Here is a 16,476-nt window from a genome sequence, read left to right on the forward strand (position 1 = left end):
TGTTACAGTTGAAACCTTATCAATGATAAGGTTCTTTTCATTCATTGTTTGAGAGCGCTTTAAATAGGGAAAAATTCAATGGCGAGAAATGATGAATCACCTGTTAACAGCAACAGCACAATACTTACAAAGGGAAGCAGGAGGGAACAAAAGATGAGTCATCAACGTTCCAAATCAGAAAATCCTTGGCAGGGACTAAGTGGACCAAATATGGCCTACATCCTTGAACTATATGATCAATATAGTGTGGATCCGGAATCTGTTGACAGTTCATTCAAAGAGAAATTTGATGCTTGGGGGCCTCCAATTGAGGACTCTAAATCAAATCAACGTACTGCACAGAGTTTTGATGGATTGGATTTCGAGAAATTAGCAGCTGCATTAAAATTAGCAGAAAACATTCGCACATACGGTCACTTAGCAGCTGACTTATATCCTGTAGGGGAATTTCCGAAAGATAACCACCATATTGACCCGAAAGAATTTAACTTAACAAAAGAAGATTTGAAAGCGATACCACCTTCCTTTATTTGGAAAGAAGCGCCATCAAGCGTTCAAGACGGCTATGAAGCGATCCAAATGCTACAGGAAGTGTATACGAAAACAATCGCTTATGAATTCAGTCATGTTCATGAGACTGAAGAACGCCAATGGTTAAACACCATGGTTGAAACAAGCCAACACTATCCTAAATTTTCTGCTGAAGATAAGAAGAACCTTTTAACACGATTGAGTGAAGTTGAAGGATTTGAGAAATTCCTTCATAAGACATTCGTTGGACAAAAGCGTTTCTCTATTGAAGGCGTTGATATGCTGGTACCGATGCTAGATGAAGCAGCTAAAGAAGGATGCCGTGACGGAGCTGAACATGCTCTGATCGGAATGGCACACCGTGGGCGTCTAAACGTACTTGCTCACGTGCTTGGCAAACCTTATGAACTAATTTTCTCAGAATTTCATCATTCTCCAAACAAGGAACTAATTCCTTCTGAAGGTTCGAGAGGAATTAACTTTGGATGGACTGGAGATGTAAAGTACCATCTAGGTGCTAGCCGATTGGTCGAAACAGATCAATCTCATAAAATTAAAATCTCACTTGCTAATAACCCAAGTCACTTAGAGTATGTAGATCCAGTTGTTGAAGGATATACAAGAGCAGCTCAAGAAACACGTGACAAGAAGGGTTATCCAGTTCAAGATACTTCTAAAGCATTTGCGATCCTTATTCATGGTGATGCTGCTTTTCCAGGTGAAGGAATCGTTGCTGAAACATTGAACTTAAGTCGTCTTAGAGGATATCAAACAGGTGGAACACTTCATATCATCGCTAACAACCTAGTAGGTTTCACAACGGATAGTGGTGATTCTCGTTCAACGAAATATGCGAGTGACCTTGCAAAAGGTTTTGAGATTCCGATCATTCACGTTAATGCAGATGATCCAGAAGCATGTATTGCAGCTGTACATCTTGCTTATGAGTATCGTAAAAAATTCCAAAAAGACGTTCTGATCGATCTAATCGGATATCGTCGATTCGGTCACAATGAAATGGACGATCCATCAGCAACACAGCCAAGATTGTATAAACAAGTAAACAGTCACCCGACAGTTCGTGATGTTTATGCAAAACAGCTTGTTAAAGAAGGAGTACTTTCTGAAGAAGAAGTAAAATCCATTGAAGAAGATGTATTAAAGAAGCATCAGACTGAATATGAAAAAGTTCAAGGTCGCAAAGAAAAATTCAAATTGGAAGACACTAGACTTCCTGATCCTTTATCGAAAGCACTTCCTGATATCGATACCACAATTTCAGTTAGTGATCTTCAAGAACTTACAGAGAACATGCTTAAGTTCCCAGAAGACTTTAATGTTTACCCGAAGATCAAAAGAATCCTTGAACGTAGACGCAAGTCGTTCCAAGGGGAAAAGATTGATTGGGGTATGGCTGAATCATTAGCGTTTGCTTCCATTCTTAAGGATGGAACGCCGATTCGAATTACTGGGCAAGACTCTGAGCGTGGTACATTCGCGCAAAGACACCTTGTTCTAAACGATAGTGAGAGCGGAAAGAAGTTTTCTCCGTTGCATGCGATGGATGACATCGATGTTTCGTTTGCGATTCATAACAGTCCACTCTCAGAATCATCAGTTGTTGGTTTTGAGTACGGCTATAATGTGTTTGCACCTGAAACGCTTGTTATTTGGGAAGCACAATACGGAGATTTCGCAAACGTTGCACAAGTTCTGTTCGATCAGTTCTTATCAGCAGGTCGTGCGAAGTGGGGGCAAAAATCAGGTATGGTGATGCTTCTTCCTCACGGATATGAAGGTCAAGGACCTGAGCATTCAAGTGCACGTCTAGAAAGATTCTTACAGCTTGGTGCAGAAAATAACTGGACAGTTGCTAACGTAAGTACAGCTTCACAGTACTTCCATTTGCTAAGACGCCAAGCTAAGCTCTTATCTATGGATGAGGTTCGTCCGTTGGTTGTAATGACACCTAAAAGCTTGCTTCGTGACACGAAAGTGGCATCCATGGCGGAAGCTTTTGAAAGTGACCACTTTATGCCATTGTTACAACAGCCTGGTCTAGGCAAAGAGAAAGACAAAGTGAAGAAAATCTTGCTTTGCTCTGGTAAGATTGCGATTGATCTTGAAAAAGCACTTGAGCAAGATCAAGTAGCAAGAACGGAAATGCATATCGTTCGTGTTGAACAGATCTATCCGTTCCCAGAAGAAGAGATGAATGCTTTGTTAAAAGAGTATCCAAACGTTGAAGACTTGATTTGGGTGCAAGAAGAGCCGAAGAACATGGGATCTTGGTTATACATCGAGCCTAAACTTCGTGCAGTAGCACCAAAAGCACACGTATCATATATTGGACGTCAAGAACGTTCGAGTACGGCTGGTGGGGAACCAGACATCTATAAAAAAGAACAAGAACAAATCATCCAAACATCATTAGCACTAGACATTCAATCGCGAGAGGGAGGCCGTGAACATGTTTGACGTTAAAGTTCCGGAGTTAGCCGAATCAATTTCAGAAGGTACAGTAGCACAATGGCTTAAAAAAGAAGGCGACACAGTTGTTAAAGGCGAAGATTTAGTAGAGCTCGAAACAGATAAAGTAAACATTGAGATCAGTGCAGAGCGAGATGGCGTTCTAAAAAATATCAAAGTAGAACCAGGCGACACTGTAGCAGTTGGGGATATTATCGCTTCTATCGTTGAAGGCGGTGCTTCTGAGTCTGCAGAACCAGCAGCAGAAGAAAAGACTGAAGAAAAAGCTGCTCCAACTCAACAAAAACAAGAGCCAGTCGTTGAAAAAGACGCGGCTGAAGATGAAGTGAAAGCTTCAGATCGCCCGATCGCATCTCCTGCTGCTCGCAAGCTAGCTCGTGAGAAAGGCATCGATCTTTCTGAAATTAGTACTCGTGATCCACTTGGACGCGTTCGCACAGAAGATGTTATCCGCCATGCTGAAGGTGGAAGCGCAGAGAAAGCTGCACCAGCATCTAAACCTGCTGCATCAGCTTCTAAGCCTGCTGCTTCAGTTGAAGCGGTAAATCCTGAAAAACCAGTTGAGCGCGTGAAGATGTCTCGTAGACGTCAAACAATCGCTAAGCGTTTAGTTGAAGCTCAACAAACGGCAGCGATGCTTACAACGTTTAATGAAGTTGACATGACGGCGATCAACGAAGTTCGTGCTCGTCGTAAGGACAAGTTCTATGAGCAAAACGGAGTTAAACTAGGATACATGTCATTCTTCACGAAAGCTGTTGTAGGAGCACTGAAAAAGTTCCCTGCAATCAACGCTGAGATTCAAGGCGATGAAATGGTTCTTAAGAAGTTCTACGATATCGGTATCGCAGTTGGAGCAGAAGAAGGACTAGTTGTACCAGTTGTTCGCAACGCTGATCGTCTAAGCTTCGCTGGTATTGAAAAAGAAATCGGAAACTTGGCTGAGAAGGCACGTTCTAAAAAGCTATCATTAGAAGACCTTCAAGGTGGTTCATTTACAATCACGAACGGCGGTATCTTCGGATCAATGCTATCAACACCTATCTTAAATGCACCTCAAGTTGGTATCCTTGGTATGCACACGATCCAATGGAGACCAGTAGCAATCGATAAAGAGCGCATGGAAAACCGTCCGATGATGTACATCGCGCTTTCTTATGACCACCGTATTGTAGATGGAAAAGAAGCAGTAAGCTTCTTAACAACGATTAAATCACTTCTGGAAGATCCAGAATCACTTCTTTTAGAAGGTTAATGTTTAGTAATGTAATGATGATATGGAACGCCTCCTGCGCTTGCAGGGGGTGTTTTTTTGTGGGTTTGATCAGGGTGATTTATGAGAGGTGAGTGAGTGTTTTAGAAGGCGGCTAGATTTGTCGAATGGCCTTTATTTTTAATTTTCGACTTAATTAGGGTTGAAATCGGCTTAATTGGTGCGTTACACGACTTAATAATAGTTAATTCTGGCTTAATTATTTCATTTTAGACTTAATTGTGCACAACTTAATTTCCGAGTAAAAAATATTCATCAAATCATTGCTGAAACTAAAGGTTTTTTATCAATTTTTCTCGAATGAAATATGTATTAAAAAGCAAGAGGTGATACCTTGATAAAAAAACCACGTACAAAGCCCCTCAAATTATTAAAATTGGATTCCTTAATGCAAAGATTAATGCCCAGTCACCCGAAATACGATGAATTACAAATTGAATTTGCAAGATATTCAGCAGGTTTTAGAGGAGAAGTAGCACTCGATTATTATCTTCACGATTTAGATGATAATTCATACCTCATTTTTCATGACTTGCGACTTCCGAGAGATAAAGATAAAAACTATTACTTCCAAATAGACTGTTTGATCCTACATACTTCGTTTGCCGTGTTACTCGAGGTTAAAAACTTCTCAGGTGACCTTTATTTTGATCATCACTTCGATCAGATGAAACGAACGAAAAATGGGGTAGATGAAACATTTCCTGATCCAGTAAGCCAGGTCCAACAACAAAAAATATATCTGGAAAGCTGGTTGAAAAGAAATCAGTTGCCTGAAATCCCGCTTTATTCCCTCGTTGTTCTAACTAACCCTAAATCTTTTATTACGTTATCCCCGCATTATGGCAAAAAAGCGGTCCATATTATTCGGACTAAGAGTCTAGCTAATAAAGTTCAACAAATTTCAACGTACCATCAAGAAACCCTCTCAAAGAAGGACCTCTCAAAAATAACTTCAAAACTGCTAAAGCAACATGAAAGACATAACCCCGACATATTAAAAACATACAACATCAATCACACGGACATTATCACCGGAGTCTTTTGTCCAGACTGCAATCATATTCCTATACGACGAGAGAGAAGTACTTGGGTTTGTTCTAAGTGCAATATAAAATCCAAAGATGCTCATATAAAAGCTATACAAGACTACGCACTGATCTATGAAGAACCTGTTAAGAATAATATGTTAAGACGATTTCTACACATCAATTCATCTACATGTATGAAAAATCTTCTGAAATCCATGAATCTTACCCCGAGCGGTCCTACTAATTCAGCTACGTACAGGCTACCGATTCCTGAATAACTTATCTAGCTCAAAATTATATTAATCAAATAAAAAATCAAATCAACGAACCTACTATTTAATTATTAATAATAACTTGCAAAATACAACTAATAATAGTTGTAAAATACGACTATCAAATTATCATAACACTTGCATATTGCAACTAAAGCACAAAAAAGGCAGCTGCAATCAGCAGCCACCGTAATTTCACCAATATAAAACTTAAGGAATCAACAAAATCTTACCCGTACTTTTTCTACTCTCTAAATATTCATGAGCTTTTGCACCATCATGTAAAGGAAAGGATGTTTCTGAAAGTTTTACATCTCCATTCTTAATCCATTCAAACAACTCGTTTGAACGTTTTACACGTTCTTCGTGAGATGTGAGGACATTCCATAAGTCGCCTCCGGTCAAGGTCTTAGAAGTATCCATGAGCATACGAGGATCAATGGACACAGGATCGCCGCCAGCCATCCCAAAGAATACGACAGTCCCACCAATTTTTGTTACTTCAAAACTATCCATTATCGTAGAACCGACAGACTCATAAACAACGTCTACACCTTTGCCAAAAGTTTCGCTCAATACGCTTTCTTTCCAATTATCATTATATAAGAATACTGAATCTGCTCCTGCTTCTATAGCGACCTGACGTTTTTCATCTGAAGACGTTAGACCAATAATCTTTCCTCCGAGCAACTTGATTATCTGGATCAATAGCTGTCCAACACCGCCGGCAGCCGCATGAACCAATGCAACGTGACCTTGCTTAATCGAAAAACTGTCTTTAGTAAGATAATGTGCAGTCAGCCCTTGTAACAAAAGAGAGGCTGCTGATTCAAAGGATACACCTTCTGGAATGGGTATCGCTTTATCGTGAGGGACAACGACAAGTTCCGCGTTTGCTGCAGGTACATCTGCAAATGCAATACGATCTCCTACAGAAACACCGTTAACAGCACTACCAACTTCTTTAACGATACCTGCTCCTTCATAACCTAAAATGTAAGGAGGCTTACCTTCTAGATGATAATTTCCTTTTCTTCTATATACATCAGCGAAATTTAAACCAATGGCTTTCATTTCTAGCAAGATGTCCTGATCACTTATAATTGGATTGTTAATTTCACGATATTCTAAAACTTCTGGACCACCGAAGCTGTCAAAAACTAATGCCTTCATATATGTAGATCTCCATTCTAATAGTTTCTTCCTTATCATATTAACCGAAACGATCTGTGAAATACTAGGAAAGGAGCTCTAGAAAATGAATTTGACAGATAGAGCAGGGCACATTATGATTTAACAAAAGAATTACTTAAAGGAGAGAGACTTCATGATTCATTTAGAGTGGGCGAACAGAGAAACAATTCGCGAGATCAAATGTGTACATACAGAAGCAAAAAAATATATGGTTAACCGTGCTTTAACTGCTGGTAAAACATATGAACTAAAAAATGAAACAGAGGAATTTTATTTTGTAGTAGATAACACAGGTAAGGTTGGCGGATACTACAAAGAATATTTCGAAGGCTAGGCTCTCCATCTTCAATCACAAATCAAAAGCCTGACTCATGGAGCCAGGCTTTTTTTATCTATTATGAATGAATCTTCTTTTTTTCTTTGTTTAAAAGAGCATCCATGAATTCGTGGAATTCCGGAATGTTCATCTGTTGAGCTGAATCAGATAGCGCTACTGCTGGATCAGGATGCACTTCAGCCATAACCGCATCTGCGCCGATCGCCATTGCCGCTTTAGCAGCAGGGAGGAGAAGGTCTTTTCGGCCCGTTGAGTGTGTTACGTCCACAACTACAGGAAGATGCGTTTCTTTTTTAAGGATAGGTACCGCTGAAATATCAAGTGTGTTACGAGTTGCTCTCTCGTACGTACGAATTCCGCGTTCACATAGAATGACTTGTGAGTTACCTTGAGCCAAGATGTATTCAGCAGCGTACATGAATTCTTCAATCGTCGCAGCTAACCCACGCTTCAGCAATACGGGCTTGTTCACAGATCCAGCTGCTTTTAATAGATCGAAGTTCTGCATGTTACGTGCTCCGATCTGAATCACATCAACATAATCTAGAGCCATCTCAATATCGTTCGGATTTAAAATTTCACTTACAACAGCAAGCTGATGTTCATCTGCTGCTTTACGAAGAATTTTTAATCCTTCTAGTCCAAGTCCTTGGAAGTCGTAAGGAGACGTACGCGGTTTGAATGCGCCACCTCGGATTAACGTTAATCCTTTTTCAGCAATTACTTCTGCTACTTGCTTCACTTGTTCGTAGCTTTCTACCGCACAAGGACCCATGATGAAGTGAGGATTACCATCACCAATTTTTTCACCTTTTACATTTACGATCGTATCTTCAGGTTTCTTTTTACGAGATACGAGTAAAGCTTTTCGATTATCGTCTTTTTGGAGCTCCAAGCTTGCTTTGAAGATTTGCTTGAAGATGTGTTGTACCGTTGATGTTTCAAACGGACCATCGTTATGAGAAGCAATCAGATCTAATAGTTCTCTTTCTCTTACAGGATCAAACCGTTTAACACCTTGCATTTCTTTAAGCTTTCCAATTTGTTGTGCCACATTACCTCGTTCATTAAGAAGCTCCAAGATTTTTAATGAAATATCGTCCATCTGTTTGCGTAATTCTGTTAATTCGTTTGACATGCGTGGTTCCTCCCCATATTTACACTAGTTTTTTAGCTCCTATATCGCGGCCGCTTATAGGCTTATTTATATACATAATCACATAGACACTTTCGCGCTTTAAAGCGTGTGTCTCATAAAGTATTGTTTGTAACTTTAAAGGGATTTCAAAAGAATGTCAAGTACTTACACAAAAAAAGATTTAAAATATTTTTCAGCCACTTTCAATAGCTTTTTGACATATAGATGAAGGTAATGTAAATTTTAAGAAAAATGAATGAATTTCCTTTACAACAGCGCTTCAACGTGCTAAAACTGTTTATAACTTTATAAATTCAATTGCAATGAAAGAACAGCAGTAGTGGAATGGTTCCCTGTTATTAGAGAGCTGATGGTGGTGCAAATCAGTACACAGCCTTTCACGAATTACAATTCTTGAGCAAGCTTTTTTATAAAAGCCGGATAATTTCCGTTATGACAATGAAGGTGGCAGAGGTTTAGTCTTTGCTGTCAGGGTGGTACCGCGATATCAATTCGTCCCTGCTTATTAGCAGGGATTTTTTTGTACAACAAAACAGGCAAACAGGAGGAATAGAAAATGAGATATTTAACTGCAGGGGAGTCACACGGCCCTCAACTCACAACAATCATTGAAGGTGTACCAGCAGGTTTGCCTCTAGTAGCAGATGACATTAACGAAGAACTTGCTAGACGTCAAAAAGGTCATGGGCGTGGACGTCGTATGCAGATTGAGAAAGATCAGGTTCAGATCGTAAGTGGTGTGCGTCACGGAGTAACGCTGGGTTCACCGATTACACTCGTAGTTGAGAACAAAGACTTTACTCATTGGACGAAGATCATGGGTGCTGAACCTCTTGAAGACGAGAACGCAGAAGTGAAACGTGTGATCTCCAGACCTCGACCAGGTCACGCAGATTTAAACGGTGCTATCAAATATAATCATCGAGATATGAGAAACGTGTTAGAACGTTCATCAGCCAGAGAAACAACCGTACGAGTTGCGGCAGGTGCTGTTGCGAAAAAGGTTCTTAAAGAACTTGGTGTTGAAGTTGGTGGACACGTATTAGAACTAGGCGGTGTAGTAGCCGAGAACACAACCTATGAATCCTTAGACGAGCTTCGCGAAAAAACCGAGATATCACCTGTACGATGTTTAGATAAAAATGTAGAAAAAACCATGATGGAAGCGATTGATACAGCAAAAGAAAACGGAGATTCTATAGGTGGGGTTGTAGAAGTAATCGTAGAAGGGATGCCTGTAGGTGTAGGAAGCTACACGCATTATGATAATAAACTTGATGCGAAATTAGCAGCAGCGATCATGAGTATCAATGCATTTAAAGGTGCTGAGATCGGTATTGGATTTGAAGCAGCACGAAGACCTGGAAGTGAAGTGCATGATGAGATTGTTTGGGATATCGAACGTGGCTATACAAGAAGAACAAACAACGCAGGAGGCTTTGAGGGAGGAATGACAACCGGAATGCCAATTGTTGTTCGTGGTGTGATGAAGCCGATTCCTACTCTATATAAACCGCTAAATAGTGTAGATATTGAAACAAAAGAAGTTTTTGCGGCAAGCATTGAACGCTCTGACAGCTGTGCGGTTCCTGCTGCAAGTGTTGTAGCAGAGTCTGTTGTTGCGTGGGAGCTTGCAAGTGCGTTAGTCAATCAATTTGGACAAGATAACATGGATGTGATTAAGAAAAACATCGTGCAGCACCAAGAACGTGCAAGGGTGTTTTAAATGAACACGATACACATAACAACACCTTCAAAAAACTACCCGGTTTTTATTGGTGAAAACGTTATTGACGAGCTTAAAACAGTCTTAGAAAACCTGAAACCTTCACCCAAAAACCTATTGATCATAACAGATGAAAACGTCGGAAATCTTTATTTAGAAACTGTACAAAGTGTGATTGGTGATGCTTTCACTCATGAAACAATACAGATTCAAGCGGGTGATGATCAAAAGTCTTTCGAAAATTACATGGCTTGTCAAAGCTTTGCTTTAAGTAAAGAACTGGACCGGACATCTGTTGTTATTGCCCTTGGAGGTGGAATGATTGGAGACCTTGCTGGATTTGTAGCAGGCACCTATATGCGAGGAATCCGTTTTATTCAAATTCCAACTACTATTCTTGCACATGATAGTGCAGTAGGTGGAAAAACGGGAATCAATCATCCTGAAGGTAAGAATATGATTGGCGTATTTCATCAACCTGAAGCGGTGATCTATTCGACAGACTTCTTAACTACCTTACCACCTAACGAAAAAAGATCTGGTTTTGCAGAGGTAATCAAACATGCATTAATCGCTGATGAAAATCTATATCGTTCATTGCGAGAAAACGTTAAAACCATAGATGATTTAAAAGGAGACTCCCTACAGAAAGCTCTTATACAAGGTATTGAAATCAAGAATGCAATCGTCACAAAAGACGAGAAAGAAAAAGGAATTCGGGCATATTTAAACTTTGGCCACACACTCGGCCATGCTATTGAAGGGGAGCTTCAATACAAAGACATCACCCATGGTGAAGCAGTAGCTTTAGGTATGCTTTTTGCACTTTCACTAAGCGGGGACACTGAAACTTTAGGAAAAGAATTAAAAATGTGGTTAACAACTTTAGGTTATCCGTCATTTCCTAAGCACTTATCTGCTTCCTCACTAATCAAGCGAATGAAAAAAGATAAAAAAGCTGAAAAGGGCATGATTCAAATGGTGCTACTGAACGGTTTCAGTAAGCCCTATTTATCACCTTTTACTTCAGAAGAATTAGAGAGTAAATTATCTTCTTTTATAGAAGAGGTCTAAAAAGGAGTAGTAGTAAATGAAAAACGTCTTACTAATAGGGGTTGGATTGATCGGTGGTTCAATCGCTCTTTCTATAAAACAAGAACACGAAGCAACAATCTATGGGTATGACGTTTATGCTGACAACAGTGTAACGGCAGCGAAAATAGGAGTAATTGACGAAGCTGTTACAGACTTTACTGGGATGGCCCAAATAGCAGATCTTATCATAATTGCAACACCTGTTGAAGCAACGTTACAGGTGATGGAGAAATTAGCTTCCATTTCACCTGTAATTAAAGCGTTAGTTATGGATGTTGGCAGTACAAAAAAATCCATTATGAATAAAGCAGAGGAAATGGCCGCTACGGGTATTCGTTTTATTGGTGGTCACCCTATGGCTGGATCACATAAAACGGGAGTGGAAAGTGCAAAGGTACATCTGTTAGAAAATGCCTTTTACTTTTTAACACCAAACTCTATAACAACTGATGTTGATATAGATGAAGCAAAGACTTGGTTAAAAGGGACAAGAGCCAAATTTCTCGTTACTGATCCAGATGAACATGATTTCCTTACAGGAATTGTAAGTCACTTTCCTCATCTTGTCGCTTCAAGCCTTGTGAGGGTTGCACAGCACCATGCCAAGGAAAAACCGTTGATTCAGCAACTTGCAGCGGGAGGGTTTCGAGATATTACGCGCATTGCTTCAAGCTCTCCTAAAATGTGGAGTGATATTGTTAGTCAAAATAAGTCACATCTTCTAACTCTATTACACGAGTGGAAAAATGAGATGGATACGGTGATAGAGTTCGTAGAAAAAGGAGATGAATCAGAACTCTATGATTACTTTGATGGAGCAAAATCATTCCGAGATTCCTTACCCGTTCGGTCAAAAGGTGCGATCCATCCGTTTTCAGATTTATATGTGGATATCCTCGATAAAGTAGGTGCTTTATCTCATATCACTGCACTTCTGGCACAATCTGAGATCAGCATTATTAATCTCGGTATTTTAGAAGTAAGAGAAGGTTTAAATGGGGTACTTCGATTGAGTTTCCAAGATGACAATGATCGAGATCAGGCACAAGAAATATTACAAAAAGAGAATTACTTAACTCAAATCACTTTATAAGGAGGCACTATTCTATGACAAAACAATTACATCCCATTCAACGACTTAAAGGATCGATTAAAGTGCCTGGTGACAAATCGATTTCACATCGAGCTGTCATGTTTGGGTCCATTGCAGAGGGAACAACGACAATTGATGGTTTTTTAACAGGTGAAGATTGTTTAAGTACGATTTCATGTTTCAAGAAACTCGGCGTTTCGATTCTACAAGAAGGTGAAAAAGTAACAGTAGAAGGAAAAGGACTCACAGGATTAACACCTTCTTCAGAAGAGTTGTACGTTGGAAATTCGGGAACTACGATCCGGCTGATGCTAGGTATTCTTGCTAACACACCTTTTGAGTCGATCTTAACAGGTGATGATTCAATCGCAAAAAGACCGATGAATCGCGTTACCAACCCTTTGAAAGAAATGGGAGCTACAATTGAAGGCAAAGATTCGGGAAACAAGGTCCCACTTCACATTAAAGGCGGCGAAACAAGAGGTATTCATTACACCTCTCCAATCGCAAGTGCACAAGTAAAATCAGCTATCATTCTAGCTGGATTAGATGGAGAAGGAACAACTTCTGTAAAGGAACCCTTCAAATCAAGAGACCATACAGAACGCATGCTAAAAGCGTTTGGAGTAGAAGTTGAAAATGATGATTTAACGGTTTCGGTCGCAGGTGGTCAGAAATTAAGAGGAACTCATATTGAAGTACCAGGGGATATTTCTTCAGCTGCCTTCTTTTTAGTAGCAGGTGCAATTGTTCCAAACAGTGAGATCACGTTAAGAAAAGTAGGATTAAATCCAACTCGTACAGGAATATTAGATGTGCTGAAAAATATGGGGGCAGATGTAACATACCATAATATAAATGATGAAGCTTCAGAACCTTTTGGAGATTTAATCATTAAAAGCTCTGACTTAAAAGGGACGGTCATTGAAGGTGATCTTATTCCTCGATTGATCGATGAAATTCCAATCATAGCTCTCGCCGCAACTCAAGCGGAAGGAAAAACGATTATAAAAGACGCACATGAACTACGAGTGAAAGAGACAGACCGAATTGAGACCGTTGTGAACGAACTTAAGAAAATGGGTGCAAATATAGAAGCTACAGAAGACGGTATGATCATACATGGTAAGTCTTCATTACATGGAGCTTCTGTACAAAGCTACGGTGATCACAGAATCGGAATGATGTTAAGTGTGGCCGCTTGTATCGCAGAAGGTGAGACAATTCTTACAAACAGTGAAGCGATCGCTGTTTCATACCCTTCATTCTTTGAACAACTAAATTTACTCTCGTCGTAAATAAAAAACGTTCCCCGACATGAAAAGGGAACGTTTTTTGTATTATTGAACACTTGAAAATGTTCGAAGATCTTCAATATCTGCTACCTTGAAACCATTCGCTTCCACTCGGTGAACCAGTTCATCGATTTCTTCACGAGAAACACTTTCATTAAAAGTGATAACAACTCTGCGGAGAAATTGCTTTCCTGCATCTTGAGTAAAAACACCTTCAATATTGTACTCTTCATGAATGGCAGTAAAGAGTTTTCTTAACGAACCTTTTCCTTCTGTGGTTGAAACCGTTAAAGAATAACCACCTTTCTTAATGCCATAAGAATCTTCTAAAATATCCATTACTTTTGAGTGAGTAATGATTCCAAGGAAGTTATGATCATCATCGACAACAGCCATAAATGGTAGGCGCCTGATCGTGAAGAGCACCTTGAAATAAGCTGTATTCTCATGAATAAAAGCGTCTTTCTCTTCTACAATTCTACTAACATGATCCTTAACTGAGCCGATATTATCAATAATATAATCTGATGTGGTCTCTTTAAAAAGAAGACCTACAAATTTTTGTTCGGATTCATCCAAAACGGGTATGCAACGATACCCTGACTGAATAATGGTATATCGTGCTTCGCTGATCGACATGTTCTCTGTTACAAACGTTACTTTGGATTTAGTTAGATAGTTGGATTTTACTTTCATAGGACACACCCTTTTCAGAATAATATAAATATTTAAAACTATTTCGACAAAAAAAGCAAATTACCTTTACTTTTACTCAACTTTTTTCCTAATTGCATATTAAGTAATAATACCATATACTATTACTAGAATATTTTATAAATTCTTAAAAGGAGGTGTAAGGCATGCTTAAAGGTGTACAAATGTTTAACTGGTTGGTTGTTTTCCGTGCAATTACTTATGTATTTTCTAAAATTGGCGGAGTCTGTCCATTTTCAGTTAAAACATTAAAGTACATCACAAAGTAACCTTACCCTATCCTTTTATTTGTTATAAACCATGGGCAGGTATGTTGCTCATGGTTTTTTGTATACAAAAAAAGGGCAGTGGCATTGGATTAAAAGGAGAAAATGAAAATGATTATATGCACTGTTCATCAAGTTAAAAAAATGTATGGCGGAAACGAAATCCTAAAAAATATCTCTTTTGAAATTCACGATCAAGACCGAGTAGGTATAGTCGGACAAAATGGTTCAGGAAAAACGACATTGTTTAAGCTCTTAAGCGGGGTTGATTATCCGGACTCAGGTTCAATAGCCATCAGGAAGGATGCAGAAATCGGTTATTTGGAACAACTTCCTGAGCATACAGAGAATATGAGAGTATATGATGTTGTTTCTGCAGCATTTCAAGAAATTAATGAGATCGAACTTCAAATTCAGCATGTTAACACTTGTTTAAGTGATCCAGAGCAAACGCACCGGTTAGAAAAAAATCTAAATAAGCTTTATAGATTGCAAGAAGAATTTGAAAAACTCGGCGGTTATGCGATTGAGTCAAAGATAAATGGAGTTTTAGCTGGGTTAGGTCTAACTCAACTCTCTCATCAACCATTTATGCAATTAAGCGGAGGGGAAAAAACGAAAGTCGGTCTGGCTTGTTTGTTATTAAAAGAACCTGAACTTCTACTCTTAGACGAACCTACCAATCATCTCGATATCGAAACGATGAATTGGCTAGAAAACTATCTTCAAAAATATAAAGGTTCCGTTATTATTATCAGTCATGATCGATACTTTTTAGATAAAGTTACTTCAAAGACGATTGATATAGAAGACGGTGAATGCACCTTATATCATCAAAGTTACTCAGGTTTTCTAAAAGAAAAAGAAAACAATCTTCTTCTAGAATTTGAAAAATATGAAGAACAGCAAAAGAAAGTTAAAAAGATTAAAGAGTCGATCAAACAACTTAGGGACTGGGGTGCTCGCTCAGGAAATGAAAAATTCTTCAAAAGAGCGAGAAACATGGAGAAGGCACTTCATCGAATACAGAGTATGAAACGCCCTAAACTGGAACGCAAAAAAGCTGCATTCGAATTTTCAGTAAACAAGAGAAGTGGACAAGATGTAGCGGTAATTAAAGGGCTTAGTAAATCAATTGATGGACGATCGATTTTAAGTAATCTTGAATTACAGATTCGATATGGTGAAAAAGTAGCCCTCGTCGGTAAAAATGGATCAGGAAAAACGACACTGCTTCAGACCTTACAATCTCTTGACCACTGCAATGGCACGATAAAACTAGGACCATCCGTTTCGATTGGTTACCTTTCTCAAATGGGACTTACTGCTGAATCATCTCAAACTGTACTTGATATTTTCAGAGAAAAAGTACCGATGGAAGAAGGAGAAGCTCGGCATCATCTAGCTAAGTTTTTGTTTTACGGCGCATCCGTTTACAAAAAAGGAAGTGAGCTTAGTGGTGGAGAACGAACACGTCTCAGACTTGCACAGCTTGTCTATGAAGGATTCAATTTCTTAATACTAGATGAACCGACAAACCATTTAGATATTGATTCGCGTGAAGCATTAGAATTAGCACTAGAAGAGTTTGATGGAACGATCTTATCAGTATCCCATGACCGCTATTTTATGAACAAACTATTTGAGCGAACTCTTTGGTTAGAAGAGGGAATCTTAGAGAGTTATTATGGAAATTTTAATTATGCACTTGAAAAGCGGTTAAGCCATTAATTCAACTACTCTACTAAAAAAACAGGTTATTTTAAATAGCCTGTTTCTTTTTATTTATACCTTCTTGTTTTTTTATAGTGTTGGTTTTCGTTCATGGGGCGTACGATGAGCCTCCTGCCGCTTTGCGTCACTAGAAGTCACCACCTGTTAGTTACAGTGGCTAGACAGGTGAGACACTTATACGGGAAATGTACGAATGTGGCTCACCGCCTGCCCCGTGGAAAGCGAGCAGCCTGGAACGGAAATCAACCTACACGAAAATAGTCTTA

General features: G+C 39.2%; 13 protein-coding genes and 1 other annotated feature. Of the genes, 10 read left to right on the forward strand and 3 right to left on the reverse strand.

Annotated elements, in window-relative coordinates; translation table 11 throughout:
* Positions 1 to 153 precede the first annotated feature (153 nt).
* From I5J82_RS06825 to I5J82_RS06835, 3 genes are all read left to right on the forward strand, one after another.
* Positions 154 to 3,009, forward strand: coding sequence for a 2-oxoglutarate dehydrogenase E1 component (locus I5J82_RS06825; protein ID WP_198767194.1), 2,856 nt, complete (start codon positions 154 to 156; stop codon positions 3,007 to 3,009).
* Positions 3,002 to 4,276: a 2-oxoglutarate dehydrogenase complex dihydrolipoyllysine-residue succinyltransferase gene (gene odhB / locus I5J82_RS06830; RefSeq protein WP_198767195.1), complete on the forward strand. Its 1,275-nt coding sequence runs from the start codon at positions 3,002 to 3,004 to the stop codon at positions 4,274 to 4,276. Before I5J82_RS06825 ends, odhB begins: the two co-directional genes overlap by 8 nt.
* 352 nt (positions 4,277 to 4,628) lie before the next feature.
* A complete protein-coding gene (locus tag I5J82_RS06835; protein WP_198767196.1) occupies positions 4,629 to 5,603 on the forward strand; it encodes a nuclease-related domain-containing protein in 975 nt (324 codons plus the stop codon).
* A 204-nt stretch (positions 5,604 to 5,807) separates the two neighbouring features.
* Here I5J82_RS06835 and I5J82_RS06840 read toward each other — a convergent pair whose 3' ends face one another.
* Positions 5,808 to 6,770, reverse strand: coding sequence for a quinone oxidoreductase family protein (locus tag I5J82_RS06840; protein ID WP_198767197.1), 963 nt, complete (start codon positions 6,768 to 6,770; stop codon positions 5,808 to 5,810).
* A 154-nt stretch (positions 6,771 to 6,924) separates the two neighbouring features.
* Between I5J82_RS06840 and I5J82_RS06845 the strand changes: the two genes are divergently transcribed.
* Entirely contained in the window at positions 6,925 to 7,125 is a 201-nt protein-coding gene (locus I5J82_RS06845; RefSeq protein ID WP_198767198.1) for a DUF6501 family protein, read from the forward strand.
* A 61-nt stretch (positions 7,126 to 7,186) separates the two neighbouring features.
* Here I5J82_RS06845 and I5J82_RS06850 read toward each other — a convergent pair whose 3' ends face one another.
* Positions 7,187 to 8,266, reverse strand: a complete 1,080-nt coding sequence (locus I5J82_RS06850; RefSeq protein WP_198767199.1) for a bifunctional 3-deoxy-7-phosphoheptulonate synthase/chorismate mutase — start codon at positions 8,264 to 8,266, stop codon at positions 7,187 to 7,189.
* A gap of 314 nt (positions 8,267 to 8,580) precedes the next feature.
* Positions 8,581 to 8,790: a binding site (T-box leader), on the forward strand.
* A 53-nt stretch (positions 8,791 to 8,843) separates the two neighbouring features.
* On the opposite strand from I5J82_RS06850, the gene aroC reads away from it, so the two are divergent.
* From aroC to aroA, 4 genes are read left to right on the forward strand one after another with little or no spacing between them, the layout of a single operon-like run.
* A complete protein-coding gene (aroC, locus tag I5J82_RS06855; RefSeq protein WP_198767200.1) occupies positions 8,844 to 10,013 on the forward strand; it encodes a chorismate synthase in 1,170 nt (389 codons plus the stop codon).
* A complete protein-coding gene (gene aroB, locus I5J82_RS06860) occupies positions 10,014 to 11,087 on the forward strand; it encodes a 3-dehydroquinate synthase (RefSeq protein WP_198767201.1) in 1,074 nt (357 codons plus the stop codon).
* 16 nt (positions 11,088 to 11,103) lie between these two features.
* Entirely contained in the window at positions 11,104 to 12,201 is a 1,098-nt protein-coding gene (locus tag I5J82_RS06865; protein WP_198767202.1) for a prephenate dehydrogenase, read from the forward strand.
* A gap of 14 nt (positions 12,202 to 12,215) precedes the next feature.
* A complete protein-coding gene (gene aroA / locus I5J82_RS06870; RefSeq protein ID WP_198767203.1) occupies positions 12,216 to 13,499 on the forward strand; it encodes a 3-phosphoshikimate 1-carboxyvinyltransferase in 1,284 nt (427 codons plus the stop codon).
* Between the two features lie 42 nt (positions 13,500 to 13,541).
* Here the strand turns inward: aroA and cbpA are convergent, their stop codons facing one another.
* Positions 13,542 to 14,192: a cyclic di-AMP binding protein CbpA gene (gene cbpA, locus I5J82_RS06875; protein WP_198767204.1), complete on the reverse strand. Its 651-nt coding sequence runs from the start codon at positions 14,190 to 14,192 to the stop codon at positions 13,542 to 13,544.
* Positions 14,193 to 14,356: 164 nt separating this feature from the next.
* On the opposite strand from cbpA, the gene I5J82_RS20500 reads away from it, so the two are divergent.
* Positions 14,357 to 14,479: a hypothetical protein gene (locus I5J82_RS20500; protein WP_255520073.1), complete on the forward strand. Its 123-nt coding sequence runs from the start codon at positions 14,357 to 14,359 to the stop codon at positions 14,477 to 14,479.
* Positions 14,480 to 14,587: 108 nt separating this feature from the next.
* On the forward strand, positions 14,588 to 16,207 hold the full coding sequence (gene abc-f, locus I5J82_RS06880) for a ribosomal protection-like ABC-F family protein (RefSeq protein WP_198767205.1): 1,620 nt from the start codon (positions 14,588 to 14,590) through the stop codon (positions 16,205 to 16,207).
* The last annotated feature ends 269 nt before the right edge of the window (positions 16,208 to 16,476 follow it).

Source organism: Fictibacillus halophilus (assembly GCF_016401385.1).
Taxonomy (GTDB): domain Bacteria; phylum Bacillota; class Bacilli; order Bacillales; family Fictibacillaceae; genus Fictibacillus; species Fictibacillus halophilus.

Coding starts and splice junctions, on each gene's coding strand:
- I5J82_RS06825 (WP_198767194.1), top strand. CDS start 154: ATGAGTCATCAACGTTCCAAATCAGAAAATCCTTGGCAGGGACTAAGT.
- odhB (WP_198767195.1), top strand. CDS start 3,002: ATGTTTGACGTTAAAGTTCCGGAGTTAGCCGAATCAATTTCAGAAGGT.
- I5J82_RS06840 (WP_198767197.1), bottom strand. CDS start 6,770: ATGAAGGCATTAGTTTTTGACAGCTTCGGTGGTCCAGAAGTTTTAGAA.
- I5J82_RS06845 (WP_198767198.1), top strand. CDS start 6,925: ATGATTCATTTAGAGTGGGCGAACAGAGAAACAATTCGCGAGATCAAA.
- I5J82_RS06850 (WP_198767199.1), bottom strand. CDS start 8,266: ATGTCAAACGAATTAACAGAATTACGCAAACAGATGGACGATATTTCA.
- aroC (WP_198767200.1), top strand. CDS start 8,844: ATGAGATATTTAACTGCAGGGGAGTCACACGGCCCTCAACTCACAACA.
- aroB (WP_198767201.1), top strand. CDS start 10,014: ATGAACACGATACACATAACAACACCTTCAAAAAACTACCCGGTTTTT.
- I5J82_RS06865 (WP_198767202.1), top strand. CDS start 11,104: ATGAAAAACGTCTTACTAATAGGGGTTGGATTGATCGGTGGTTCAATC.
- aroA (WP_198767203.1), top strand. CDS start 12,216: ATGACAAAACAATTACATCCCATTCAACGACTTAAAGGATCGATTAAA.
- cbpA (WP_198767204.1), bottom strand. CDS start 14,192: ATGAAAGTAAAATCCAACTATCTAACTAAATCCAAAGTAACGTTTGTA.
- I5J82_RS20500 (WP_255520073.1), top strand. CDS start 14,357: ATGCTTAAAGGTGTACAAATGTTTAACTGGTTGGTTGTTTTCCGTGCA.
- abc-f (WP_198767205.1), top strand. CDS start 14,588: ATGATTATATGCACTGTTCATCAAGTTAAAAAAATGTATGGCGGAAAC.